This is a genomic window from Janthinobacterium sp. 13, from assembly GCF_002749695.1.
Classification (GTDB): Bacteria; Pseudomonadota; Gammaproteobacteria; order Burkholderiales; family Burkholderiaceae_D; genus Janthinobacterium; species Janthinobacterium kumbetense.
The window spans coordinates 3,797,407-3,820,190 of sequence record NZ_PEEQ01000001.1; the positions used below are offsets into that span (position 1 = coordinate 3,797,407).

25 protein-coding genes are annotated in these 22,784 nt (G+C 61.9%); 13 read left to right on the plus strand and 12 right to left on the minus strand.

Annotated features, from left to right (window positions below):
* From hutG to CLU94_RS16650, 5 genes are all read left to right on the plus strand, one after another.
* Positions 1-789: an N-formylglutamate deformylase gene (gene hutG / locus CLU94_RS16630; RefSeq protein ID WP_099666414.1), complete on the plus strand. Its 789-nt coding sequence runs from the start codon at positions 1-3 to the stop codon at positions 787-789.
* The gene (locus CLU94_RS16635) at positions 774-2,150 is read left to right on the plus strand and encodes a formimidoylglutamate deiminase (RefSeq protein WP_099666415.1); all 1,377 of its coding nucleotides are present in this window, start codon (positions 774-776) and stop codon (positions 2,148-2,150) included. The genes hutG and CLU94_RS16635 overlap by 16 nt, the downstream gene beginning before the upstream one ends.
* Positions 2,150-2,725, plus strand: a complete 576-nt coding sequence (locus tag CLU94_RS16640) for a HutD/Ves family protein (RefSeq protein ID WP_099666416.1) — start codon at positions 2,150-2,152, stop codon at positions 2,723-2,725. The genes CLU94_RS16635 and CLU94_RS16640 overlap by 1 nt, the downstream gene beginning before the upstream one ends.
* A 12-nt stretch (positions 2,726-2,737) precedes the next feature.
* On the plus strand, positions 2,738-3,964 hold the full coding sequence (gene hutI, locus CLU94_RS16645; RefSeq protein WP_099666417.1) for an imidazolonepropionase: 1,227 nt from the start codon (positions 2,738-2,740) through the stop codon (positions 3,962-3,964).
* 84 nt (positions 3,965-4,048) lie between these two features.
* Positions 4,049-5,479, plus strand: coding sequence for a glycine betaine ABC transporter substrate-binding protein (locus tag CLU94_RS16650; protein WP_099666418.1), 1,431 nt, complete (start codon positions 4,049-4,051; stop codon positions 5,477-5,479).
* An 11-nt stretch (positions 5,480-5,490) separates the two neighbouring features.
* Here the strand turns inward: CLU94_RS16650 and CLU94_RS16655 are convergent, their stop codons facing one another.
* Entirely contained in the window at positions 5,491-5,670 is a 180-nt protein-coding gene (locus CLU94_RS16655) for a hypothetical protein (RefSeq protein ID WP_034746290.1), read from the minus strand.
* A 14-nt stretch (positions 5,671-5,684) separates the two neighbouring features.
* Between CLU94_RS16655 and CLU94_RS28090 the strand changes: the two genes are divergently transcribed.
* The gene (locus tag CLU94_RS28090; RefSeq protein WP_143451449.1) at positions 5,685-6,026 is read left to right on the plus strand and encodes a hypothetical protein; all 342 of its coding nucleotides are present in this window, start codon (positions 5,685-5,687) and stop codon (positions 6,024-6,026) included.
* A 233-nt stretch (positions 6,027-6,259) separates the two neighbouring features.
* On the opposite strand, the gene CLU94_RS16660 is transcribed toward CLU94_RS28090, so the two are convergent.
* Together CLU94_RS16660 and CLU94_RS16665 are read right to left on the minus strand one after the other, a co-directional pair.
* Positions 6,260-6,766 carry a GNAT family N-acetyltransferase gene (locus tag CLU94_RS16660; RefSeq protein WP_099666419.1) on the minus strand — a complete coding sequence of 169 codons (507 nt, stop codon included), beginning with the start codon at positions 6,764-6,766 and terminating at the stop codon, positions 6,260-6,262.
* Positions 6,763-7,707: a DMT family transporter gene (locus CLU94_RS16665; protein WP_099666420.1), complete on the minus strand. Its 945-nt coding sequence runs from the start codon at positions 7,705-7,707 to the stop codon at positions 6,763-6,765. The genes CLU94_RS16660 and CLU94_RS16665 overlap by 4 nt, the downstream gene beginning before the upstream one ends.
* 182 nt (positions 7,708-7,889) lie before the next feature.
* Here CLU94_RS16665 and CLU94_RS28715 point away from each other — a divergent pair, with 182 nt between their 5' ends.
* The gene (locus CLU94_RS28715) at positions 7,890-8,021 is read left to right on the plus strand and encodes a hypothetical protein (RefSeq protein ID WP_257218848.1); all 132 of its coding nucleotides are present in this window, start codon (positions 7,890-7,892) and stop codon (positions 8,019-8,021) included.
* A gap of 22 nt (positions 8,022-8,043) precedes the next feature.
* On the opposite strand, the gene CLU94_RS16670 is transcribed toward CLU94_RS28715, so the two are convergent.
* The 4 genes from CLU94_RS16670 to CLU94_RS16685 form a co-directional block, all read right to left on the minus strand.
* The gene (locus tag CLU94_RS16670) at positions 8,044-8,493 is read right to left on the minus strand and encodes a glycine zipper 2TM domain-containing protein (protein ID WP_034780449.1); all 450 of its coding nucleotides are present in this window, start codon (positions 8,491-8,493) and stop codon (positions 8,044-8,046) included.
* A 136-nt stretch (positions 8,494-8,629) separates the two neighbouring features.
* Positions 8,630-9,058: an Mpo1 family 2-hydroxy fatty acid dioxygenase gene (locus CLU94_RS16675; protein ID WP_099666421.1), complete on the minus strand. Its 429-nt coding sequence runs from the start codon at positions 9,056-9,058 to the stop codon at positions 8,630-8,632.
* 135 nt (positions 9,059-9,193) lie between these two features.
* Positions 9,194-10,162, minus strand: coding sequence for an IS1595 family transposase (locus CLU94_RS16680; protein WP_099664888.1), 969 nt, complete (start codon positions 10,160-10,162; stop codon positions 9,194-9,196).
* 148 nt (positions 10,163-10,310) lie between these two features.
* Positions 10,311-11,258 (minus strand): helix-turn-helix transcriptional regulator, encoded by a 948-nt coding sequence (locus tag CLU94_RS16685; RefSeq protein ID WP_099666422.1) that lies wholly within the window; start codon positions 11,256-11,258, stop codon positions 10,311-10,313.
* A 397-nt stretch (positions 11,259-11,655) separates the two neighbouring features.
* On the opposite strand from CLU94_RS16685, the gene CLU94_RS16690 reads away from it, so the two are divergent.
* Positions 11,656-12,168, plus strand: coding sequence for a DNA-deoxyinosine glycosylase (locus CLU94_RS16690; RefSeq protein WP_373610668.1), 513 nt, complete (start codon positions 11,656-11,658; stop codon positions 12,166-12,168).
* Between the two features lie 2 nt (positions 12,169-12,170).
* Here the strand turns inward: CLU94_RS16690 and CLU94_RS16695 are convergent, their stop codons facing one another.
* The 3 genes from CLU94_RS16695 to CLU94_RS16705 form a co-directional block, all read right to left on the minus strand.
* On the minus strand, positions 12,171-12,833 hold the full coding sequence (locus tag CLU94_RS16695) for a hypothetical protein (protein ID WP_099666423.1): 663 nt from the start codon (positions 12,831-12,833) through the stop codon (positions 12,171-12,173).
* Between the two features lie 102 nt (positions 12,834-12,935).
* Positions 12,936-14,144: a hypothetical protein gene (locus CLU94_RS16700; RefSeq protein ID WP_099668354.1), complete on the minus strand. Its 1,209-nt coding sequence runs from the start codon at positions 14,142-14,144 to the stop codon at positions 12,936-12,938.
* Between the two features lie 107 nt (positions 14,145-14,251).
* Positions 14,252-15,118, minus strand: coding sequence for an HDOD domain-containing protein (locus CLU94_RS16705; protein WP_099666424.1), 867 nt, complete (start codon positions 15,116-15,118; stop codon positions 14,252-14,254).
* Between the two features lie 290 nt (positions 15,119-15,408).
* Here CLU94_RS16705 and CLU94_RS16710 point away from each other — a divergent pair, with 290 nt between their 5' ends.
* On the plus strand, positions 15,409-15,972 hold the full coding sequence (locus tag CLU94_RS16710) for a DNA-3-methyladenine glycosylase (protein WP_099666425.1): 564 nt from the start codon (positions 15,409-15,411) through the stop codon (positions 15,970-15,972).
* Between the two features lie 175 nt (positions 15,973-16,147).
* Here CLU94_RS16710 and CLU94_RS16715 read toward each other — a convergent pair whose 3' ends face one another.
* Entirely contained in the window at positions 16,148-17,845 is a 1,698-nt protein-coding gene (locus CLU94_RS16715) for a methyl-accepting chemotaxis protein (RefSeq protein WP_099666426.1), read from the minus strand.
* Positions 17,846-17,913: 68 nt separating this feature from the next.
* Positions 17,914-18,372, minus strand: a complete 459-nt coding sequence (locus CLU94_RS16720) for a cache domain-containing protein (RefSeq protein WP_099666427.1) — start codon at positions 18,370-18,372, stop codon at positions 17,914-17,916.
* Between the two features lie 282 nt (positions 18,373-18,654).
* Here CLU94_RS16720 and CLU94_RS16725 point away from each other — a divergent pair, with 282 nt between their 5' ends.
* From CLU94_RS16725 to CLU94_RS16740, 4 genes are read left to right on the plus strand one after another with little or no spacing between them, the layout of a single operon-like run.
* A complete protein-coding gene (locus CLU94_RS16725; RefSeq protein WP_257218850.1) occupies positions 18,655-20,019 on the plus strand; it encodes a KamA family radical SAM protein in 1,365 nt (454 codons plus the stop codon).
* A gap of 2 nt (positions 20,020-20,021) precedes the next feature.
* The gene (locus CLU94_RS16730) at positions 20,022-21,362 is read left to right on the plus strand and encodes an MFS transporter (protein WP_180278684.1); all 1,341 of its coding nucleotides are present in this window, start codon (positions 20,022-20,024) and stop codon (positions 21,360-21,362) included.
* Positions 21,307-22,155 carry a fumarylacetoacetate hydrolase family protein gene (locus tag CLU94_RS16735; protein ID WP_099666429.1) on the plus strand — a complete coding sequence of 283 codons (849 nt, stop codon included), beginning with the start codon at positions 21,307-21,309 and terminating at the stop codon, positions 22,153-22,155. The genes CLU94_RS16730 and CLU94_RS16735 overlap by 56 nt, the downstream gene beginning before the upstream one ends.
* A complete protein-coding gene (locus CLU94_RS16740) occupies positions 22,155-22,721 on the plus strand; it encodes a carboxymuconolactone decarboxylase family protein (RefSeq protein ID WP_099666430.1) in 567 nt (188 codons plus the stop codon). Before CLU94_RS16735 ends, CLU94_RS16740 begins: the two co-directional genes overlap by 1 nt.
* Positions 22,722-22,784 lie beyond the last annotated feature (63 nt).

Genomic DNA, 22,784 nt, shown 5'->3' on the forward strand with positions numbered 1-22,784 from the left:
ATGGATTTCCGCTTTAATGAAGGCAGCATTCCGCTGCTGGTGTCGATGCCCCACGTGGGCACCGACATACCGGACGATATCGCCGCGCGCATGACGCCGCAGGCCCTGGTCAAGGCCGACACGGACTGGCATCTGCGCGAGCTGTATGGCTTTTTGCAGGAGATGGATGCGTCCGTGCTGTCGGCGCGCTGGTCGCGCTACACCATCGACTTGAACCGCCCGCAGGAAGACACGAATCTGTATCCGGGGCAGGATACGACAGGCTTGCTGCCCAACGATACCTTTCATCGCGAGCCGCTGTATCTGGCCGGCCGCGAACCGGATGCGCAGGACGTGCGGCAGCGGCTGCAGCGCTACTGGGCGCCGTATCATGCGCAGCTGCGCGCGGAACTGGACCGGCTGCTGCGCGTGCATGGCGCCGTGGTGCTGTGGGATGCCCATTCGATCGCCTCGCGCGTGCCGCGCTTCTTTGACGGCAAGCTGCCCGACCTGAACTTCGGCACGGCTGATGGCGCCAGCTGCGATGCGGGCCTGACGTCCGCCGTGGTCGATATCGCGCGCGCGCAGGAGGCATTTACCGTGGCCTTGAATGGCCGCTTCAAGGGCGGCCATATCACGCGCCGCTACGGCCAGCCGGAAGGTCGCGTGCACGCGATCCAGCTGGAGATGTGCCAGTGCCTGTACATGGACGAAACGGAACCGTTTGGCTACCGGCCCGACCTGGCGGCGCAAGTGCAGCCGCTGCTGCGCCAGATGATGGAAGCGGCCGTGGCATGGGTGGCGCGTTGAGTGCGTCCCTGTTTGCGCGCCATGCGCTGCTGCCGCAAGGCTGGCGCCGCGACGTGCTGCTGGAATGGGACAAGAATGGGGATTTGACGGCGGTGGCGGAAAACGCCGCGCCGTCTGCCGGCGCCGAAGTGGCCGAATATGTCTTGCCCGGCATGGTCAACCTGCATTCGCACGCGTTTCAGCGGGCGCTGGGCGGCATGACGGAAGTCGCGGGTGACGGGCCGGACAGCTTCTGGACCTGGCGCGAGCTGATGTACCGCTTCGCGCGCCACATCACGCCGGAGCAGATGGAAAGCATCGCCGCGCAGCTGTTTGCGGAATGCCTGCGCCATGGCTACACGGCCGTGTGCGAATTCCACTACCTGCAGCGCGATATGGCCGGTGCGCTGTATGCGCGTCCCGCGGAAACGGCGGAACGGGTGCTGGCGGCGGCGCGCCTCAGCGGCATCGGCCTGACCATGCTGCCCGTGCTGTACAGCCATGCGGGTTTCGGTGAGCAACCGCTGAAGCCGGAGCAGGCGCGCTTCCGCACGAGTGCGGACGATGTCTTGCGCATCGTCGAGGCGCTGGCGCCGCAGCGCGGCGGGCAGGTGGAGGTGGGCTTTGCGCCCCATTCGCTGCGCGCGGCCGGCGTGGCGCAGATCAAACAGGTGGCGCAGGCGCTGCCCGCGGGCCGCCCCATCCACATCCACATCGCTGAACAGCAGGGCGAGGTGCGCCAGTGCCTGGACTACAGCGGCCGGCGCCCGGTGCAGTATTTGTACGAGCAGGTCGATGTCGATGCGCGCTGGTGCCTCGTGCATGCCACGCATGTGCAGCCAGACGAGGTGGCGCTGATGGCCGCCAGCGGCGCCGTGGCGGGCCTGTGCCCGACGACGGAAGCGAACCTGGGCGACGGCCTGTTCCCGCTGGCCGAATTCATCGCTGCCGGCGGGCGCTTCGGCGTCGGCAGCGACAGCCATGTATCGCAGTCGCCCGTCGAGGAATTGCGCTGGCTCGAATATGGCCAGCGCTTGCAGCGGCAGCAGCGCAATGTCGCCGCCACGCCGGATGAGCGCCATGTGGGCGACTACCTGTGGCAGGCGGCCCTGCAAGGGGGCGCGCAGGCGGCCGGGCGCAAGCTCGGTGCCTTGGCGCCCGGCTGCCGCGCCGACTTGCTGGTGCTCGACGAAGCGCATGTGAACCTGTGCGGCGTGGCCATCGAAAATGTGCTGGGCAGCGTACTTTTCTGCGGCAACGACAACCTGGTGCGCGACGTGCTGTGCGGCGGCCAATGGCAGGTGCGCGGCGGGCGCCACGTGGCGCAGGACGCCATCGCCGCCGCCTACAAGCGCACGCTGGCGCAACTGAGGGCGCTCTGATGGCGACCTTCATCCCGCAGGAATGCCTGCGCGCCGCGCCGTGGAAAAACGGCGGCGGCAGCACGATGGAAATCGCCATTGCTCCACCCGGCGCCAGCCTGATGGAATTCGACTGGCGTATCAGTCTGGCGACGATCACGGCCAGCGGGCCGTTTTCCAGTTTTCCCGGCATCGACCGCAGCCTGATGCTGGTCGATGGCGACAGCGTGCAGCTGACGTTCGATGGCGCGCGCAAGGTGACCTTGAGCGCGGCGCAACCGATGCTGTGGTTTCCCGGCGAAGCGGCCGTGGAGGCGCAAGTCAGGGGGACGACGACGGATTTCAATGTGATGACGCGGCGCGACCGCTGCCGCCACCAGCTGGAAAAAATCACGGCCCCGTGCCGGCTGGTGCGGCGCAGCGCGGCGACCTTGCTGTTTGTCGCCGGCGAAGGCCACGTGCTGGCGCGCGGTGGCGAGCAGCAGTTCGCGCTGGCCCGCCATGACGCGCTGCTGCTGGACGCCGACGATGCGCAGGAATGGCGGCTCGACGCCTTGCAGCGTTCGCCCGTGCTGTGCGTCGACCTGTTTACCTAGGGAGAGAAAGCGATGCAAGACTGGGACCTGGTCATCCACAACGTCCACCTGGCCACCATGGAGCACGGTTATGGCGAGCTGCTGGACGCGGCCATCGCCGTCAAGGATGGCCGCATCGCCTGGTTCGGCGCCGGCGACGAATTGCCGGCCAGCGGCGCGGTGCTGTTCGATGGCCAGGGTTGCTGGCTCACGCCCGGCCTGATCGACTGCCACACGCACATCGTCCACGCGGGCAACCGCAGCGACGAATTCGAGGCGCGCCTGAATGGCGCCAGCTATGAAGACATCAGCCGGGCCGGCGGCGGCATCATGTCCACCGTGCGCGCCACGCGCGCGGCCAGCGACGACGAATTGCTGCGGCAAAGCCTGCCCCGCGTGCTGGCGCTGCTGGCCGAGGGCGTGACGACGCTGGAGATCAAGTCCGGCTACGGCCTCGACGCGGACAGCGAGGCGAAGATGCTGCGCGTGGCGCGCCGCATCGGGCAAACACTGCCCGTATCCGTGCGCACCACCTTCCTCGGCGCGCACGCACTGCCGCCCGAGTATGCGGGCCAGGCCGATGCGTATATCGGGCTGCTGTGCGGGCAAATGCTGCCCAAGCTGGCCGGCGACGGCCTGGTGGACGCCGTCGACGCCTTTTGCGAGCGCATCGGCTTTACGCCGGCGCAAACGGAAGTCGTGTTCGAGGCAGCGAAAGCGCTGGGGCTACCTGTGAAACTCCATGCCGAGCAGCTGTCGGACCTGGGCGGCGCGGCGCTGGTGGCGCGCTACGGCGGCCTGTCGGCCGACCACCTGGAATTTTTGTCGGCAGAGGGCGTCGCCGCCATGGCGCAGCATGGCACGGTGGCCGTTCTGCTGCCGGGCGCGTATTATTTTTTGCGCGAAGTACAGCAACCTCCTGTCTCGGATTTGCGCGCGGCCGGCGTGCCGATGGCCGTGTCCACCGATTGCAACCCGGGCACGTCGCCCATGACGTCCCTGCTGCTGGCGATGAACATGGCGTGCACCCTGTGGCGGCTGACGCCGCAGGAAGCGCTGGCCGGTTGCACGATCCATGCGGCGCGCGCGCTGGGGCTGCAGCAGGAAACGGGCAGCCTGGCGGTGGGCAAGCGCGCTGATTTCGCCCTGTGGCGCATCGCGCGCCCGGCCGACCTGGCGTATGCGCTGGGCCTGAACCCGTGCGCGGGCGTGGTGCATGGCGGTGTCTGGCGCGCGCCGGTGGTAAGCTTGCCGGATTGATCATCCGTCCTGGAGCGCCGCGTGCGTCTTGCTTATTTGCTGTTGTTACTTGTCTTCGCCGCCGCGCCCATATCCTCCCTTGCCATGGATGGCGGCACCCTGAAGGTGGGTTCGAAGCGCTTTACGGAATCATATATTCTCGGCGAAATCGTCAAACAGAGCGCCGCGCCGCACGTCAGGTCGGAACACCGCCAGGGCCTGGGCAACACGGCCATCGTGCTGGCTGCGCTGCAGGCGGGTAGCATCGACGTGTATGCCGAATACATGGGCACCATCGCCGGCGAAATCCTCAAGCACGACAAGGCCATTGATCTGGCGCAGATGCGGCGCGAGCTGGCGGCGCTGGGCCTGGGCGTGGCCGTGCCGCTGGGATTTAACAATACGTATGCGCTGGCCATGCGCGGCGATGAAACGGGCATCGCCAGCCTGGCGCAGCTGGCGCAGCATCCCGCCCTGAAATTCGGCCTGTCGCATGAATTCATCGGCCGGGTCGATGGCTGGCCGGGCCTGGCCGCGCGCTATGGCTTGCCGCAGCGCCCGCGCGGGCTCGATCACGGCATCGCCTACGAGGCGCTGGCGCAGCGCCAGGTGGATGTGATCGACATTTATTCGACGGACGCGAAGATACGCCAGTACGGCTTGCGCGTGCTGGCCGACACGCAGCAGTATTTTCCCCGCTACGACGCCATGCTCTTGTACCGGCTCGACGTGCCGCTGCGTTTTCCCGCCGCCTGGCTCGCGCTGCAAGGCTTGCAGGGGCGCATCAGCGAGAGCGACATGATCGCCATGAATGCGGCCGTGGAAATCGATGGCAAGACTTTTTCCGGCGTGGCGCACCAGTGGCTGGCCTCCGGCACGTCGGCGAAAAAACCGGTCGCCGCGCGCAGCAAGCTGCTCGATAAACTCATCGGTGACGATCTGTGGACCCTGACGCGCCAGCACCTGACCCTGGTGCTGCTGTCGGTGGCGCTGGCGTGCCTGATCGGCATTCCGCTGGGCGTGCTGGCGGCGTTGTCGGCGCCGCTGCGGCAAACGGTGCTGGCCTTCGTCGGCGTGCTGCAGACGGTGCCGTCGCTGGCCCTGCTGGCGATATTGATCCCGCTGCTGGGCATGATAGGCACCGTGCCGGCGCTGGTCGCGCTATTCGTGTACGCCTTGCTGCCCATCGTGCGCAACACGTGCACGGGCATCTTGCAGGTGCCGCAAGGCTTGCGCATGGCGGCGCTGGCGCTGGGCTTGAGCAAGCGCGACCGCTTGCTGCACGTGGACTTGCCGCTGGCCTTGCCGGTGATGCTGGCGGGCATCAAAACGGCGGCCGTGATGAGCGTGGGCACGGCCACCATCGCCGCCTTCATCGGCGCGGGCGGCTACGGCGAACGCATCACCATCGGCCTGGCGCTGAATGACAACGACATGCTGCTGGCCGGCGCGATCCCCGCAGCCGTGCTGGCCCTGCTGACGCAAGGCTTGTTCGAGCTGGTGGAGCGCTGGGCCGTGGCCGGCCGGCAGCACTGACGGCATCACGGTTACAGCGAGTGCAGTTTCGAGCGCACCGACACGACGGCCTGGTGCAGGATGCGTTCAGCCTGGAAGTCGTTTTCGCGCTGTTCGGCGATGGCTTGCAAGTCGCGCGTATAGCGCTCCAGGCGGGAGCGCAGGTAGGCGCGGTAGATTTTCATGACGAGCGGTTTGGCAGAGACATTCATGATGTGGCTCCCAGGTGCGTAACGATGCGTTCATTTTGTGTGAGCGGAATGCCGCCACTTTGCGTCATATCAAATGCCATGACCCCGTCAAATTGGTGCGTTTGAGATTGCGCAATGCCCCCCTGACCGAAGATGCCACACTGAATCTTCCCTGCTCGCCCGGTCATCATCAGGCGCCGCGGGTCCTGATTCCCTCAAGCATACTCAAGGAGCGTCGCATGGTCATTTTCGCCGTGGTTGCTGGCTGCATCGCCTGCCTGACAGTGTACCAAATCTATACAAATACGCAGGGCGGCAGTGGGGTTGCGCAACAACATATCGGTTTGCACGGCACATTGATTGAACCACGGAAATAATCAGTGTCATCCGAGCGACACTTGGTGACACTTGGTTAGCGGATTTAAGTCAAATGTAAGGCCCGGTAAGCAAATGTAAAGGTCTGCGCGGTGGCAAGCGGCAGCGTTTATATTGATAACCGTTGATTGCATTCTCCCCCTCCCACTTGACAATGGGTTCACCCCGCGGTGCCGCTAGCCCGCGGGGATTTTTTTGGGAACTTGCATTTGCAGTTCCCGCGATGCAGTGCCAATCACAGTGGTTGCGGCGTACCCGCCGACAATTGCGTCAAGGCATCGCCAGCGACCCGGCAGATGCGCCAGTCCGGCATCACGTCCGCGCCCATGCCCTTGTAGAAATTGATCGCGTTTTCATTCCAGTCCAGCACCGACCATTCGAAGCGGCCGCAATCGCGTTCGACGGCCAGTTGCGCCAGTGCCACGAGCATCTGCTTGCCATAGCCCTTGCCACGCACCGATTGCTTCACATACAGGTCTTCCAGGTACAAGCCCTTGCGGCACAGGAAGGTGGAAAAATTATGGAAGAACAGGGCGAACGTCACCACTTCGCCATCTTCCTCGCCCACCAGCGCTTCGCATGCGGGATGGGCGCCGAACAGGCTGTCGTGCAGCATGGATTCCCTGGCGATCATCATGTGTTCGAGTTTTTCAAACACGGCCAGTTCATGGATCATGCCAAAGATGGCGTGCACGTCGGATGCGGTCGCGGGACGGATGGCGAGGGAGATAGAGGTGCTCATGTTGCCTTTGTGGATGGAGTGGTGGAAAGGGAAGCGATGCTGCTCGTCTTGCGCGCGCCCGACGTCAGGGCCCAGGCCACGCTGGACAGGCACAGCACCATGCCCACCCATTCGATGGCGGCGGGCCGGTAGTGTTCGAACTGCACCGACAGCAGCACGGAAATGACGGGGGTGACGACGCCGATATACACGGTCTTTTGCGTGCCGATGCGGGCGATTAACGTGAAATACGCGCTGAAGGCGATGACCGAGCCGAAGATGGCCAGGTACAGCAAGCCCATCCAGTAACTGGGGCGCGTGGGCAATTGCCAGGACTGGCCCGTGGCGACGGCCCAGGCGGCCACCATCAAGGTGCCCCACAGCATGGTCCAGGCCATGGTCAGCATCACGTTGCCGGAATGCTCGCGCACTTTCATGACGAGGGCATTGCCCACCGTGCTGGACACGGTGGCCACCAAGGTCAGCATGAAACCGAGCAGGAAATGGCCATTGCCGCCGCCCAGGATATCTTGCAGTGCCGCACCGATGGATTGGTAAAACAGCAGCACGATGCCGCAGATGGCGACAAAGGCCGCGCAGCAGGTGCTCCAGGTGATGGGCGTGCCGAAAGCGATGCGGTTGAGCAATGGCGTCCAGAACACCATCAGCGCAAACAGCACGCTGACGAGGGCCGAGACGAGGTACTGTTCGGAACTATACGTGCACACATAGCTGAGGGCGAACGAGGCCAGGCCCTGCAGCAGCATCCATTTCTGCGCGCGCCAGGGCAGGCGCAAGCGGTCGCCGCGCAAGGCGCACCAGGCAAACAGGGTGGCGGACGCGAGGCCGAAGCGGTAGACCACGGAAACGGCGGGGGCGACATCGCCCAGCTGCAAGGTGATGGCCCAGAAGGTGGAGCCCCAGATCAGGCAGGCAATGATGAACAGGAGAGGAGAGGACATCGCGCAAGTATACGGGCATCGCGCGGGGATGGCGAGTCTTGGCCGAGCTTGCTCAAAGAGTGGTCAGGAGACAACGAGGCATTGAGCCAGCGCAGTGCTTCTGGAAAATGTTGAATTTATGAAAATATTTACTTTATTATCAAGTAAACATTTTCTGAATTGCATCTTTGAAGGGGACCGCCATGCCAGCCTCACTGCAGATCAAAGTATGGAGCGTGCTTGTATATGTCGTGGTGGCAACCTTGGTTGCCATCTGGCTGCATGAGGGCATGTCACCCTCGGCCTTGCTGATGGCAGCCGGCGCATTCGGCTAAAGCGCATGCGCCGGCAAGCAGATCAGTGGGTGACGCGGGTCTTGCGGCCATCGGACAGCAGGCGCACGCGTTCGCCCGGACGGAACAGTTCGTCCGCGTCTTGCACGATGGCGCGCATGTCGCCATTGTCCAGGCGTACGGTGATTTCCAGGCCGGGTTTGTTGGAAGCGTTCGCTTCGATGCTTTTGCCCGCCATGCCGCCGGCGACGGCGCCCAGGATGCTGGCAGCGATGGCGCCCTTGCCGCCACCGACTGTCGAACCGGCCACGCCGCCCAGCGCCGCGCCAGCCAGCACGCCCGTGCCCGTTTCACCCTTGTCGATGGTGACCTGGCGCACGGATTCAACCGTGCCCATGCGAACCGATTGTTCATTCTGCGCCTGGCGCGCGTTGTACACATTCGCCGAGTTCGGTTGTACGGCGCAGCCGGCCAGGGTGGCGAGCAATGCCACTGCAATAATTGGTGCTTTCATGTGGGACTCCCTTGGACAAAAGTTAGTTGCCGATTACATTGACCGACAGATGATGACTTATCATAAGGACACTTGCCTCATATAACTAGTTGCGAATAGTAAAAATCTGTTACGGCCCCGCGTGACCGCTTGCTGCTCAATACGCCAACCGCAGGCGCCGGTATAAAAATCCCAGCACGAACAGCGGTCCCACCAGCAAGAAGCGCAAGTCGTCCAGGAACGACGGTTTCTTGCCTTCGATCTGGTGGCCGATGAACTGGCCTATCCAGGCCAGCACGAACAGCGCCAGCGACACGGGCAGGACGGTCAGCGCCGGCATCAGCAGCAGCAGGCCCAGCATGGCGGCCAGCATGGCCAGCATGCCCGCCGCAAACGGGCGCGACAGCTTGTAGTAATAGTATAAAGCGAGAATACTGCCGAGCAGCGCCACGCTGGGATGCACGCTCCACAGCAGCCCCAGCAGGCTGAAGACGATCAGCGGCACGCACACGATGTGTACCCATTCATTGACGTGGTTGCGGTGGCTTTCGCCATACTGGGCCAGCAGGGTGTCGATGGTGCGCATGGTGTGGTCTCATCTTTGTTTTGTTGTCAGGGAATTCTACACCGCAGCCTTGCCGCTTGCGCCTGCGTCATGGCCGGGTAAAGTGATATATCTCCTCTCGTAGTCATAAATATTACCTTGAGTGGAATTTTTAGGCTATGTCACCGTCAAATGTGGGAATGCTCCCAGCGTTGCTTTCAATAACGTTTCTGGTGAGCGGATGCGCCTGGCGTCGAGTATCCAGCGCCAGCCCAGGTAATTCGGCAGGTAGCGCGTCGCCACGCCGCGAAAGGGCCGCAGCCAGTCCCGCAGACGGCTGTGATACGCATTGACGTTCTGCACATGCGCGGCGCCCTGCACACGGATGCCGGCGCGCAAGTTGACGGCCTGGTGGCTGATGCCCGCTTCCCTGGCAAACGCCCGGTAGGCGGCATGGCCATCCGTTACCAGCAGGACATCCTTATCGATGACGGGCAACAAACAGCGGTGCAGCTGTGCCTTCGTCAACGCCCCTTTGCCTGTGACGAAATCGAGGGTCTGGCCTGTACGGTCGCGCGCCACCAGGATACAGACCTGCTCACCGGAAATACCGCGCTGGCGGGCATGGCCGCCCCGGCGGCGGGCCGGACGCGTCATCTGCCTGGATCCTTTTTCCGATTCCAGCACATATAACTCGTCTGCCTCGGCAATGCCATGCAGGCCATGCGGCCGATCCGTCCTGGCGACGCGGAGAAAACGGTGGCGCCAGCGAAACGTGGTGTTGCGGTGCAGTCCCAACTGCTGAGCGGCCTGGCGTACCGACCTGGAATCGAGCAGGCAATCGGCATAGGCGATCCACAACGATTTATGGCGCAAGCGGGACAGCGGCGTGCCCGTCAAGGCATTGAAAGTGCGCCCGCACGGTACACAACGGTAGCGCTGCAAGCCATGCGCATGGCCATGCCGGTGCAGCTGATGCGAGTGGCAGGCGGGACAGGCCAAGCGCGGCTGCGCCACGCTTTCCAGCAGCGCGACGGTCGCGTCATGTGGCGCGTTGCCACGCAGCAAGGTTATGCCTGCCTGCCGCTGGCGCCGGTTCAGGTAAGCAAACTGTGCGATAAAGCTGATCCAGTCGGCTGGCTGCATGATCTGCTCCCTGCGTGGTGAATATGCAGAGTCAGACAGCGCAGCCAACGGAAGATTCCGGCATTTCCCCTACTTGCCGAGGACAGAGCCAATTTTTACAACTTAGAGGTGATTATATTTATTCCTTATTTTTCATGAGGTACTTTATTTAGCGAATATGAAAATCCTCTTCATTCAATTGAAATGTTTCATCTATTCCTAATTTATTCATTATCGCTGGTAAAACTTGATGAATTGCTCGCATTCCCACTAAAAGTTCATTCATGTAAATATCAGGATGTAACTTAGTCGAATTGAAACCAAGGCTTTCTGCCTCAGCATCATGTCCTAGTTCATCCGCTGAGCGATGAATTAGGTCAAGAAGCTCAGCTTTTAACGGGATGTCGGCACGAAAAGCATGATCCTTCACAATTGTGAGCCATTCCTCATAATCTTTTTTTACCTTGTACTGAAATTCTATAATATTAGGGGTGATTTCTTTGTCACTTTCTATCTTGCAAGAGGCAAGCAATATAAGTGATGGGTAAATGTTAACTGCAGGTGTTGAGAATAAATTTAATTCATCATCGGATAACAAATATTCTACGTATGCTATGTAGAATCCATACACATCGTTTAATGATTTGTAAATTTTATAAATTAGAGAAGAATATGGATTTTTATATATAAGTTCCCAAATATCAATATCTTCATCGTCGTAGTCCACATCCAAAGCTTGAGGGAAATCGTGAGGATCTTTCACTCCCATTTCTTTGAGAGTATAAATTGTTTGCTCGCATAAATTTTCAATATCCTCAACGAGTGGGGCAGTGTCGTAGCCGGTCTCTGCACTGTCATACGCAATTCTTCCTATGTAGCAGATTAGTCTTTCCCATTTGTTTGCAGCTTCATTGGAGCCGGCCCAAAGCACAAAAGCGGGGTCTTTGTCTCCAATGTTCATAATGTCTCGAAATTTTCGTTCCATCTCGTTAGACATGTGTTCGCCTTTCTTCCATTTGCTGACTTGGGTAGGAGAAACGCCCAAGCAAGCTGCAAGTTCCTTTTGGTTGCAGGACATGGTGTCTAATGCGAGTTGCACGAGAGCTTCGCTATACATTTTTGTGTACCTTTCCAAAGTTTGAAATTTAGTAAATTTGTAAAATAATCAGTAAATTTATCATATCATAGATTTAGTAAATATTTATTTTTTTTAGTAAAAATTCTTGCCGGGAGCGGTCGTGTAGGAGTCAGGAGGAGCGCGTACTGTTCCATTGTTTCAGCGATGCAGTCCAGCCGAAAAGGATCAGCGGCGTGCACGAGGCGTGCACTTAGCATTGACATGATCGCGCTGGCGCTCACGAGACTGGGCCAGCAGGGCATCGATGATGGTATAGGCGGATTTTTTTGGGGAACATTATGCGCAACGCTACACCTTCAGATTGTGGAGAAGACAGGCCTGATGGGCGGGTAAAATGGTGTGTCCATCCAGCACTTTAGGAAATCCTTTGAGTAGCCTGTCTATTTTTCCCTCTAGTACGGCCTACGCGTTCAAGCGCTGTTTCGATCCCGTCATCGACGCGGGCACGCGCCTGCTGATACTGGGCAGCCTGCCTGGCGAAAAATCGCTGGCCCACAGCCAATATTATGCGCATCCGCAAAACAAGTTCTGGATGCTGCTGGGCGAAGTGCTGGGCGTGGATTTGACCAGCAGGCCCTATGAGGAGCGTCTGGCCACCTTGTTGGCGCACGGCGTGGGCCTGTGGGACGTGGTGGCGCAGGCGCAGCGCACGGGCAGCCTGGACAGCAATATCCGCGCGCGCGACGACAACAACCTGGCAGCCCTTGCCGCCAGCCTGCCGCAGTTGCACACGATCGCCTTCAACGGCGGCACGGCCGCCAAGCTGGGCATCAAGGTGCTGGGCGAGCACGCGCAGCGTTACCGCATCGTCAGCTTGCCGTCGAGCAGCCCCGCCTACACCCTGGCGTATGCGCAGAAATTGCAGGCGTGGCTGGCTTTGCGTCGCTGATGTCAGGCAGCAAGCCTGTGCAGGGCGCGCTGCGCCTGTTCCTGCAGGTACTGGCGCCGCCAGAACCAGGCGATGCAGATCAAGCCTAGCACGGATGGCGCCAGCTGCGTCCAGGGCTGGCCCATGCGCAGCAGGTTGCCCGCGGCGGCCGAAAGCATGGCGAACAGCGAGGCGAGCAGCTTGTAGATGTGTTCATAGCGCCACAACACGCCATGCCAGCGGCGGGGAAAGAGCCAGCGCGCGGCGTCGTAGACGAGGATGGTGGCCAGGCCGCCCAGCGAGGACAGCACGACGATGGCTTGCTGCCCGGAAGCATCGTGCAGCAGGCGCAGCAGGATCAGCCCGCCCGCCGCCAGCGCGGCTGCCGTCATCGCGCCATCGACGGCTTGTGGACCGGCATCGCGCGCGTACACGGCGCGCCAGCCGCTCAGCAGCTGATACAGCACCAGCACGGTCAGCACGGCAAAGACGGGGCGATAGTCAAACAGCAGATTGCCGATGGCGGCCGTGGCGCAGACCAGCAAGGTCAGCCACGCGAACAGCCTGCCGCGGCGGCGGTGCCGGGGCGTGCCCTTGGCCGTGGCCAGCAGGAAAAGCCCCAGGCCGATGGCGGCACTGCCGGCAAGCACATGGATGGCAATATTGATCAGTTGCAACTGGGGCATGCGCATCTCCGGAAGGTGCGCCAGGCTGGCGCGCGCTCGCGGAGATGGTATCTTTATAATTGCCGCTTGCCAAGACGGCCGGCGGCGGGGAGGCGACGGGACTTACGCCGGCGCGTACGGCTGCGCTTCCACCGGCTGTCCCTTGGCGTCGAATTTCAGCGCCACTGACAAGCGGGTCACGCCGATGGTGGCCAGCACGTCGCAGATGTCGTCGACTTCGTCCTGCAGGTCGGCGGCCAGGTCCAGCGGCTTGTCGGCGCTGTGCAGCAGTTGGCCGTCTGCCGTGCTGACGTTGACGCGCAGCAGCATTTCGCCGTGTTCATCGGCGGGGCCGACGACCACCGAGACGTCGGCCGCGTCCACGTTGTTTTCCGCCAATGCATGGTTGATGCCGGACATCATTTGCAGCATCGCATACTCGCTCATGCCTTGTTCCTTGCCGCCGTGGAACAGATCCTGGTAGAGGAAGCTTACTTCCAGGGTGTTGCCGGCCGGCGCCAGGCAGCGTTTCACCAGATCGCCCACTTCCGTCGTCCATTGCTGGTAGCGGGCCATGCGCGCGTCGAACCAGGCGTCGAGCGCCGCTTCATCCTTCGGTTCCGCATAGAACGGGTCGTCCACGCGCTTGAGGGCAAAGCCCAGCAGGAAGCGCAGCTCGACGGCCGTGTCCTGCGGGCCGAAGGCCGTTTCGCTCCAGCCGACGATGCTGCTTTCCAGGCCCGGCGTGGCGACGATCTTCTTGTCCGTCATCGAAGAATACGCATCGCGCACCATCTCGTGCAGGTGGCTGTAGGTGATGCGGTCGATTTCATCGAGGTCGTAGGCGTGGCTCATCAGGACTACCTTGGCCTTGGCGCTTTCCAGCTCTGCCTGCTGGAAACTTTTCACCAGCGCTTCGAACGCGTCCTGCTCCTGGAAGCTGTCCACTTCCTTCAGGCCGCCCGTGCTTTGCACCAGCAGGGGCACGACGAAGGCGTTGATTTCCATGGCCGGGGCATTTTCGCGGCGGATCACGGAAATGGACGCCGCTTCCTCGATATGGCTGCGCAGGTACTGATAGGCGCCTACATCCTCGTATTTCGCCCGCTCGATGGCGTCGTACAGGATTTCATCCTTCTTTTGATTCAAGGCCTTGCGGATCAGGCGGCCGAACTCGACGGCTTGCTCGGCCAGCACCGTGCCCTGCGATTCGCTGTCTTCCTGCTCCGCCAGGTTGAGGGCCATCGTGCACAGCATGCGTGTGACGGATTCATCCTTGTCTTCAGGCGTGTTGGCGGATTTACGGGGGACAGGGCGCTTATTTTTGGGCATGGCGATCAACAGGTTAAGAAAGACGGGTCAGGCAAACGGAAACAGGCGCCAGGGCTTGTGCCAGGCGCCGGGACGGATCATACAGGCGGCCGCGGCCGCCTGATACCTCAATGGTCGGTATCGAACATCTCGTGCAATTCGTCGAGTAGGTCGGCGGCTTCTTCCTGCGACAGGCCAAGATGCTGGCAAGCAAGTTCGCCGCCCTTGTCCCACTCCAGCGAGGTACTGTTGCCATGGTAGCGCTGAATGCCTTTTTCGGCCAGCAGCGACAGGGCGACGAGCGAGCGGATGGCGTCGTCCGTGGACGGGTCGGCCAGCACCGTATAGTCGTGGTGGTGCAAAATCGCCCACGAGACGTCGGAGGACAGGCCCCAGTTGCGCGCCAGCAAGCAGCCGATGGCCGCGTGGTTAGTCTGGTGGCGTGCGTCTTCCAGTGCTGTAAAACAATTGTGCGCATCGTTGGCGGCCGCCGCGTACGTGTTGACGTAGTCGGGAAAGCGGTTCATCAGCAGGGGCACGCCGATGTCGCAGAACAGGCCGAAGGTGTGGGCGATGTCGGGCGGGGCGATGCGCAACTTGCGTGAGGTAAATACCAGGGCGCGCGCGCGCTTGGCCGATACATCCCAGAAATTGGTCAGTTCCACGCCTTCCGCTTCCAGCGCCTGGCGCGCCAGCAAGCCCGTCATCATGGCGCTGCACTGGTTGATGCCGAGAAAATTGATGCCTTGCTCGACGGACTTGGCCTTGCGCGCGGCGCCATAGAATGGCGAATTGGCCAATTTCAGCAGGGCGCCCGACATGCCGACGTCGTCGGCGATGATGCGCGCGATGCGGCGCGGCGACGGGTCCTGTTCCGCCAGTTCGCGCTGCAAGTCGACCAGCAGGCTGGGACGCGGCGGGATACGGATGGAACGCATCAAGGCGTCAACCGGATCTTCCTGCTCTATCTGCTTTTGCGCTGCCGCTCTCATCATCACGCTTTCATCATCATTTTTGTGCCCGGTGCTTATTCTGTCGCGCGCTGCCGCTGCCCGCCTCAGGGGCGTCTGGCGCAGTGCCCGACGATTATCGCTGTTTATGCATAGCAATAGTTCATATCTGCAATATATTCTGGAAAAAATCCCCGTTTTGGCCTGGTCCGGCCGTGATTTTCGTCATTTCACGACCTTGCCCATCCTGGTATCCATGATGAAAAAACCAAGTTTTATTTGTTTTCAAGGCGGGGCCAGGCGTGCGGCGGGATGCGCGACGGTACAATTGCCGGATGAAAAAAATCCTTGCGGGTATCGATTTCGCGGACGATTCCAGCAGCGTGGCGCGCCAGCTGATCGGCGTGACCGTGCTGGTCGACGGCGTGGGCGGGCGCATCGTGGAAACGGAAGCGTATGACCGGCTGGACCCTGCCTCGCACACGTATGGGGGCATGACGCCGCGCAACGCGGCCATGTTCGGCCCGCCCGGACATGCCTATGTCTACCGTTCGTACGGCATCCACTGGTGCCTGAACTTTGTGTGCCGCGAAGCGGGGCATGGCGCGGGCGTGCTGATCCGCGCGATCGAACCCGTGGAGGGACTCGATGCGATGCGCGAACGGCGCGGCGTCGAGGGGGAGCGGCTGCTGTGCTCGGGACCGGGCAAGGTGTGCCAGGCGCTGGGCGTGAGCCATCTGCACAACCGGCTGGCACTGGACGCGCCGCCGTTCCTGTTGCTGGCCCGCGAGGAAGAGGTCACGGTGCACGCGGGACCGCGCATCGGCATTTCCAAGGCGATGGAAACGCCGTGGCGCTTCGTGCTGGCCGGCTCGCGCTATCTGAGTAAACCGATCTAGAAACACCTAACCAAACCTACTGCGCGTCGCGCTTTGCGGCCTGTGATGCTCGCTGCCTCGGCGGCCCCGTGCTTCAGCACAGCTGCGCTTCTCAGCCACAAATCACTGCCGCTCGCTACGGTTTTGTTAGGCGTTCTTGAGTGTGCCGGTACGTGCCTGCGGCTGGATGCTGGCATTAAACACCGCGTTGGCGGCGGGACGCGTTACCTGGCGCATTGTTGTGTGGCATGCCGCGTAGCGGACTGTGCAGCGCGCGCCGGTCCTGTTGCGCACCGACTGGATGCTGGAATGCTTCCTCGTCAGACGCGGCCGGCTGCGCGGGCGCCAGCGGGTCGAGGGTAAATACGGCCACGGCCGCCGACAATTTGACGGCCTGGTCCTGCAAACTGGCCGCCGCCGCCGCCGCCTGCTCCACCAGGGCCGCATTTTGCTGGGTGACGTCATCCATTTGCGTGACGGCCTGGTTCACTTCCGTGATGCCAGACGCCTGTTCCGCGCTGGCCTGTTTCACGCGCTGGATGATCTCATTGACTTGCTGCACCGAGGCCACGATGGCGCCCATGCTGTCGCCCGCCTGCTGCACGGCCACGCTGCCGCCATCGATGGTGGTGACGGACGTGGCGATCAGGGTCTTGATTTCCTTGGCGGCCTGCGCCGAGCGCTGCGCCAGGGTGCGCACTTCCGACGCCACCACGGCAAAACCGCGGCCTTGCTCTCCCGCGCGCGCCGCTTCCACCGCCGCATTCAGCGCGAGGATATTGGTCTGGAAGGAAATACCGTCGATCACGCCGATAATATCCACGATCTGGCGCGAATTGGCGCGTATCGTCGCCATCGTCGTCACGGCTTGCTGCATCGACACGCCCCCTTGCACGGCCAGGGTGGATGCCTGCCCCGCCAGCTCGCAGGCCAGCTGGGCGTTGTCGGCGTTGTCATTGACGGCTTGCGTCAGCGCTTCCATGGCGCTCGATGTTTCTTCCAGCGAACTGGCTTGCATTTCCGTGCGCGCCGACAAATCCAGGTTGCCGGTGGCAATTTCATGCGAGGCCGTGTCGATCGATTGCACGGCGCCCATGATGGTGCGCAAGGTCTGGTTCAGGTGGGCGATGGTCTGGTCCAGCACGCGCGAGGTGGCGGCGATTTCATCATTGCCCTGCTTGGGCGCGCCGGCCATCAGCTTGCCCGCCGCCAAGTCTTGCACGGCGTCGGCAATGCCGCGGATTTCCACCAGCATGGCGCGCCGCACCAGCATGGTCACCACGATGGAGACGAGGATGGAGAGCAGGACGGTCAGCAGCAAGCTCCAGCACAGGGCGCGAAACTCGGCGCTGGCCGTCGCATGGGCCTGGCTGCTGAGTGTCGTTTCCAGCGCGGACAGTTGCGCCAGCTGCGTATTGAACTGGCCGAACTGCGTTTCCGCCTTGAGCATGGAATTGGTGGCGATCGACTGGTCCATCTGCGCCATTTCCATGGTTTCCAGCACGGCCTTGCGATAGCCGGCCAGTGCCGTGATGGCCGCATCGACCAGGGTGAGTTCGGCGCCCGTGGCCGTGGCGCGCAGCGAGGCCAGCTGGGTGCCGATGGCCGCGTGGCGCGCCTTGATCTGTTGCTCCAGTGTATCGAGACGGGCCTTGGCAAAGCTGCCATTCGTCCACGACAGCAACTGGTACATATTGCCGTGCACATGCTTGGCCTCCCCTAGTACGTCGGCGGCTGCCTTCAGGTGCGTGATGCGTACCCGCACCATGTTTTCCAGCGAGGCATTTTGCCGCACCATGCCATACCAGGCGCCGGTCGAGCTGAGTATCAGCAGCAGCAAGACCAGGGTGGGTGCCAGCAATAATTTTGGCCCTATGCGTAATTGATTGAGCATGCTCGACTCCTGGCGATGGCCGTTCAAACCGCAGGCGGCGCGCGGTGTGCGTGCGCGCCGCCCTTGCCCTATTTTTTGTAGATCCCCGCTTCCAGCACCACATCGTTGACGCGCAGGATGTAGGTGGTCTTCGGCTCGATCTTGCCGGTGGTGGGATTCTTGTATTGGTAATCGACCCAGCCCTTGCCTTGTTTTTGCGCCAGCTCAATGATTTCACGGCGATATTTCTTGCCATTCGCATCGGGCACGTCCGTCAAATCCTTGCCGACGATGGAAGGATTGATGGGGTGGGCCAGCACGATGCCCGTCTTGATGTCGCGCATGTCCACATACAGCGAGCCCTGCACGAAGTCCGGGTCTTTCGCCGTGATTTTCTTCATCATTTCTTCCTTGCCATGCGCCTTCATGAAGGCGGCGCCCCGTTCGGCCATGGCGATGGCGTCTTTTTCCGTTGGTTCGACCGCGGCGCTGACGTTGCCACCGGCAAATGCCAGGCACAGCAGGCTACCCGTGAATAAGCGTTTCATGAAAGCTCCTTGTGATATCGAGGGATATGTTGCCAAGTCGTAATTTACGTCGCCGGCGCTTCCCGCAAATTGCGATGGCACAAACTAAGGTGTTGCTTGTCGGTAGCTTGCAACGTATCGACGGCTTGTTGATATGTAACAATTTGGTTCCGAGCGGCAAGAACTATGATGACTTTCACAGCATGCCAAGCGGGCAAGGCATGGCAGAGGAAGAGGCTGGAATTGGCCGGGATAGGGCTGGTTTCAAGGAAGTTATCGCTGTTTACTGGCAAGGAGCCGATCGTGTCCGCACCCATTACCGAGCCGTTTTCACCCAAGTTCAAGCCGTATACGCGGCACACCATACAACAGGCGCGGCAGTGGGAATGGCTGCCGGAAGAGCAGCGTGAAGCCGTGCAAGTGGTGTCGCATGTCTTGCCGTTTCGCACCAATGCCTATGTGCTCGACCAGTTGATCGACTGGAACAACATCCCCGACGACCCCATCTATCGCCTCGTCTTTCCCCACCGCGACATGCTGGCGCCCGAGCAGTACGCGCACCTGCGCGAGCTGGTGCTGGTGCAGAGGGACAAGGCCGCTATCGATGCCTATGTGCATGGCTTGCGCCTGGGCATGAATCCCCATCCGGCCGGGCAGATGACGCACAACGTGCCCCGGGTCAACGATGCGCCCGTGCGCGGCTTGCAGCATAAATATGCGCAAACGGTGCTGTTTTTCCCCAGTGCAGGACAGACGTGCCACGCGTATTGCACCTTCTGTTTCCGCTGGCCCCAGTTCGTCGGCATGGACGACATGAAGTTCGATGCGCATGAGTCGCATGAGCTGGTCGCCTACCTGAAACTGCATCCGGAAGTGACGGACGTGCTGATCACGGGCGGCGACCCGATGATCATGAATACGCGGCAACTGGCTGCCTACCTGGAACCGCTGCTGGCGCCGGGCCTGGAACATATCCAGAACATCCGCATCGGCACCAAGGCGGTGGCGTATTGGCCGCAGCGCTTTGTCTCGGACCGCGATGCGGACGACTTGATGCGCCTGTTCGAGCGCATCGTCAAGGCGGGCAAGAACCTGGCGGTGATGGGCCATTACAGCCATGCCGTCGAGTTGCGCCAGGACATCGCCCAGCAAGCGGTGAAGCGCATCATTTCCACGGGGGCCACCTTGCGCATGCAGGGGCCGCTGATCCGCCACATCAACGAAGATCCCGCTAGCTGGGCCGAGCTGTGGCAGACGGGCACGCGCCTGGGGGCGATTCCGTACTACATGTTTGTCGAACGGGACACGGGCCCGCGCGCCTATTTCGAGTTGCCCCTGGCGAAGGCGCACGAGATTTTCCAGGCCGCCTACCAGATGGTGTCCGGCCTGTCGCGCACGGTGCGCGGGCCTTCCATGAGTGCGTTTCCCGGCAAGATCGTCATCGATGGCATCGTCACCATCCATGGCGAAAAACTGTTTGCCCTGCAATTTTTGCAGGCGCGCAACCCGGACTGGGTGCGCCGGCCGTTTTATGCCAAGTTCGATGCGGAAGCGACGTGGATGGACGATTTGAAGCCGGCCTTTGGCCAGGACAAGTTTTTCTTTGAAACGGATGACCCGGTGCCGCAGGTGCCGCATAAAATCATCCGCCTGGCACAGGCCGCCTGAGCATGCACGGCCACGGCGCGCCTGCCCGCTCCGGCGCGGCCGTGTTTTGCCTGGTGTTCCTGCCGTTCGCGCTCGGTCATTACCTGTCCTGCCTGCTGCGCGGCGTGAATGCCGTGCTGACGGCCGAATTGCTGGGCGCCATCGCCCTGACGCCGACCCAGCTGGGTCTGCTGACCAGCGCCTTTTTTCTCGCTTTTGCGCTGGTGCAATTGCCGGTCGGCATGGCGCTCGACCGCTACGGCCCCCGCACGGTGCAACTGTGGCTGCTGGCGCTGGCGGCCCTGGGCGTGTGGCTGTTCAGCCGGGGCCATAGCTTTGCCGAACTGATGTGGGCACGCGCCTTGATGGGGGCGGGCCTGGGCGGCTGTTTCATGGCCGCCGTGAAAGCGATCTCGTGCGCCATCGCGCCAGCTCGCCTGCCGTCCGTGCATGGCTATCTGATCGCCGTGGGCGGCCTGGGGGCGGCCACGGCCACCACGCCCGTCAAGCTGGCCCTGCACTACACGGATTGGCGCGGCGTGTTCCTGGGCCTGGCGCTGGCGGCGCTGGCCATCGGCGTGCTGATCCGCCTGCTGTCGCCGGCCCTGCCTGCGCCCGCCGCTGCGAGGAACAAGGTCAGCGTCTGGAGCGTGTATCGCGACAGGGCCTTTCGCCGCACCATCGCGCTGATCCTGCTGCCGCACACGGTATTCTTTGGCGTGCAAGGCTTGTGGGTGGGGCGCTGGCTGGCCGATGTGGGCGGCTTGTCCGACGACAATGTCGCGTATTTGTTGTACCTGGGCATGGCGGCCGTCATCTTTGGCGCCATCGGCATGGGCATGCTGACGGAGTGGGCGGGGCGGCGCGGTATTGCACCCATGCAAGTGGCGGCCGCCGGTATCGTCCTGTTTGTCGCTGTGCAAGTGGCGATGGCGTGCAATGTGGTGCCCAGCCTGCCTTTGCTATCCGTGCTGTTTACCCTGCTGGGCACGGTAACGGGCCTCGAGTATGCGATCGTTGCGCAAAGCATGCCGGCCAGCTTGACGGGCAGGGCGGCCACCTGTTTGAACTTGCTCATCTTCACGGGTGCCTTCCTGGTGCAGGCGGGCTTTGGCCTGATCCTCGGCTGCTGGCCCCTGAACAGCCAGCAGCAGTATCCGCCGCAGGCGTACCAGGCGGCGTTTGGCGTGCTGGCGGCCTTGCAATTGCCGGGACTTGCGATGTTTTTCATTCACCGCTGCAGGCGTGCCGGGCCATCCGGTAAAATGGCAGCCTGCACAGCGGCAATGATCAACTCCAAGGAAGACTATGAAACTCGTTCGTTATGGACGTCCAGGCAAGGAAAAACCGGGCCTGATCGATGAAGAAGGCAAACTGCGCGACCTGTCCGGCGTGATTGCCGATATTGATGGCGCGCAACTGTCCGACAAGGCCCTGCGCAAGCTGGCCAAGCTGGACGAAAAGACCTTGCCTTTGGTGCGCGGCAATCCACGCTTCGGCGTGCCGCTGGCGAAAGTCGGCAAGTTCATCGGCATCGGCCTCAATTACGCGGATCACGCGGCCGAGGCCGGCATGCCGATTCCGGCCGAACCCATCGTCTTCATGAAGGCCATTACTTGCCTGAATGGCCCGGACGACAATGTCGTGCTGCCAAAAGGCTCGAAAAAGACGGATTGGGAAGTGGAGCTGGGCGTGATCATCGGCACGCGCGCGCAATACGTAAGCGAAGAGGACGCCCTGAAATACGTGGCCGGCTATTGCGTCGTCAACGACATTTCCGAGCGCTCGTTCCAGCTGGAACGGGGCGGCCAGTGGGACAAGGGCAAGGGTTGCGACACCTTCGGCCCCGTCGGCCCATGGCTGGTGACGCGCGATGAAGTCATCGACGAGCAGGACCTGGACCTGTACCTGGAAGTCAACGGCAAGCGCATGCAGACCGGCAATACGCAAACCATGATCTTCACGGTGGCGCAGATCGTCAGCTACCTGTCGCAATTCATGACCCTGGAACCGGGCGACGTCATCGCCACGGGCACGCCGCCGGGTGTGGGCCAGGGCCGCAAGCCGCAGCGTTTCCTCAAAAAAGGCGACAGCATGCGCCTGGGTATCGCCGGCCTCGGTGAACAGCAGCAGGACGTGGTCGCCTGGACAGCCTGATGGCCGGTAGCGATATCGACCGTTTGCCGCCGTTGCCGCTGGACCAGCTCGATGTCCAGCAGCGCACGGCCGCGCAAGCCATCATCGACGGTCCGCGCGGGGCGCTGTACGGCCCCTTCGTGCCGCTGATCCGCAGCCCCGAGCTGATGGAAACGGCGCAGCGCATGGGAGAATATTTGCGCTACCGCAGCGCCATCGGCACGCGGCTGTCGGAAATGGCGATCCTGGTGACGGCGCGCCAGTGGGACCAGCAAGTCGAGTGGGCCATCCACGCGCCGCTGGCCGTGCAGAACGGCATCGCGCAAGCGGCCGTGGACGCCATTGCGGCGCGGCGCGCACCGCTGGCCCTGAAGGAAGACGAGCAAGCCGTGCATGACTTTTGCATCGAGTTGCAGCAGAACAAGCGTGTCAGCGATGCCACGTATGCGCGGGCGCTGGCGCTGTTCGGCGAGCACGGCGTGGTCGACTTGATGGGTATCAATGGCTACTACACCTTCCTGGCCATGGTGATGAATGGCGCGCAGACGGCGGTGCCGGCCTTGGGTGTGCCGCCCATGCCCGCCTGATGACAGGTGTTTTTCGGGCAAAGATGGACAAAGTGTAATGAAGTTGAAATTATTCAATATATA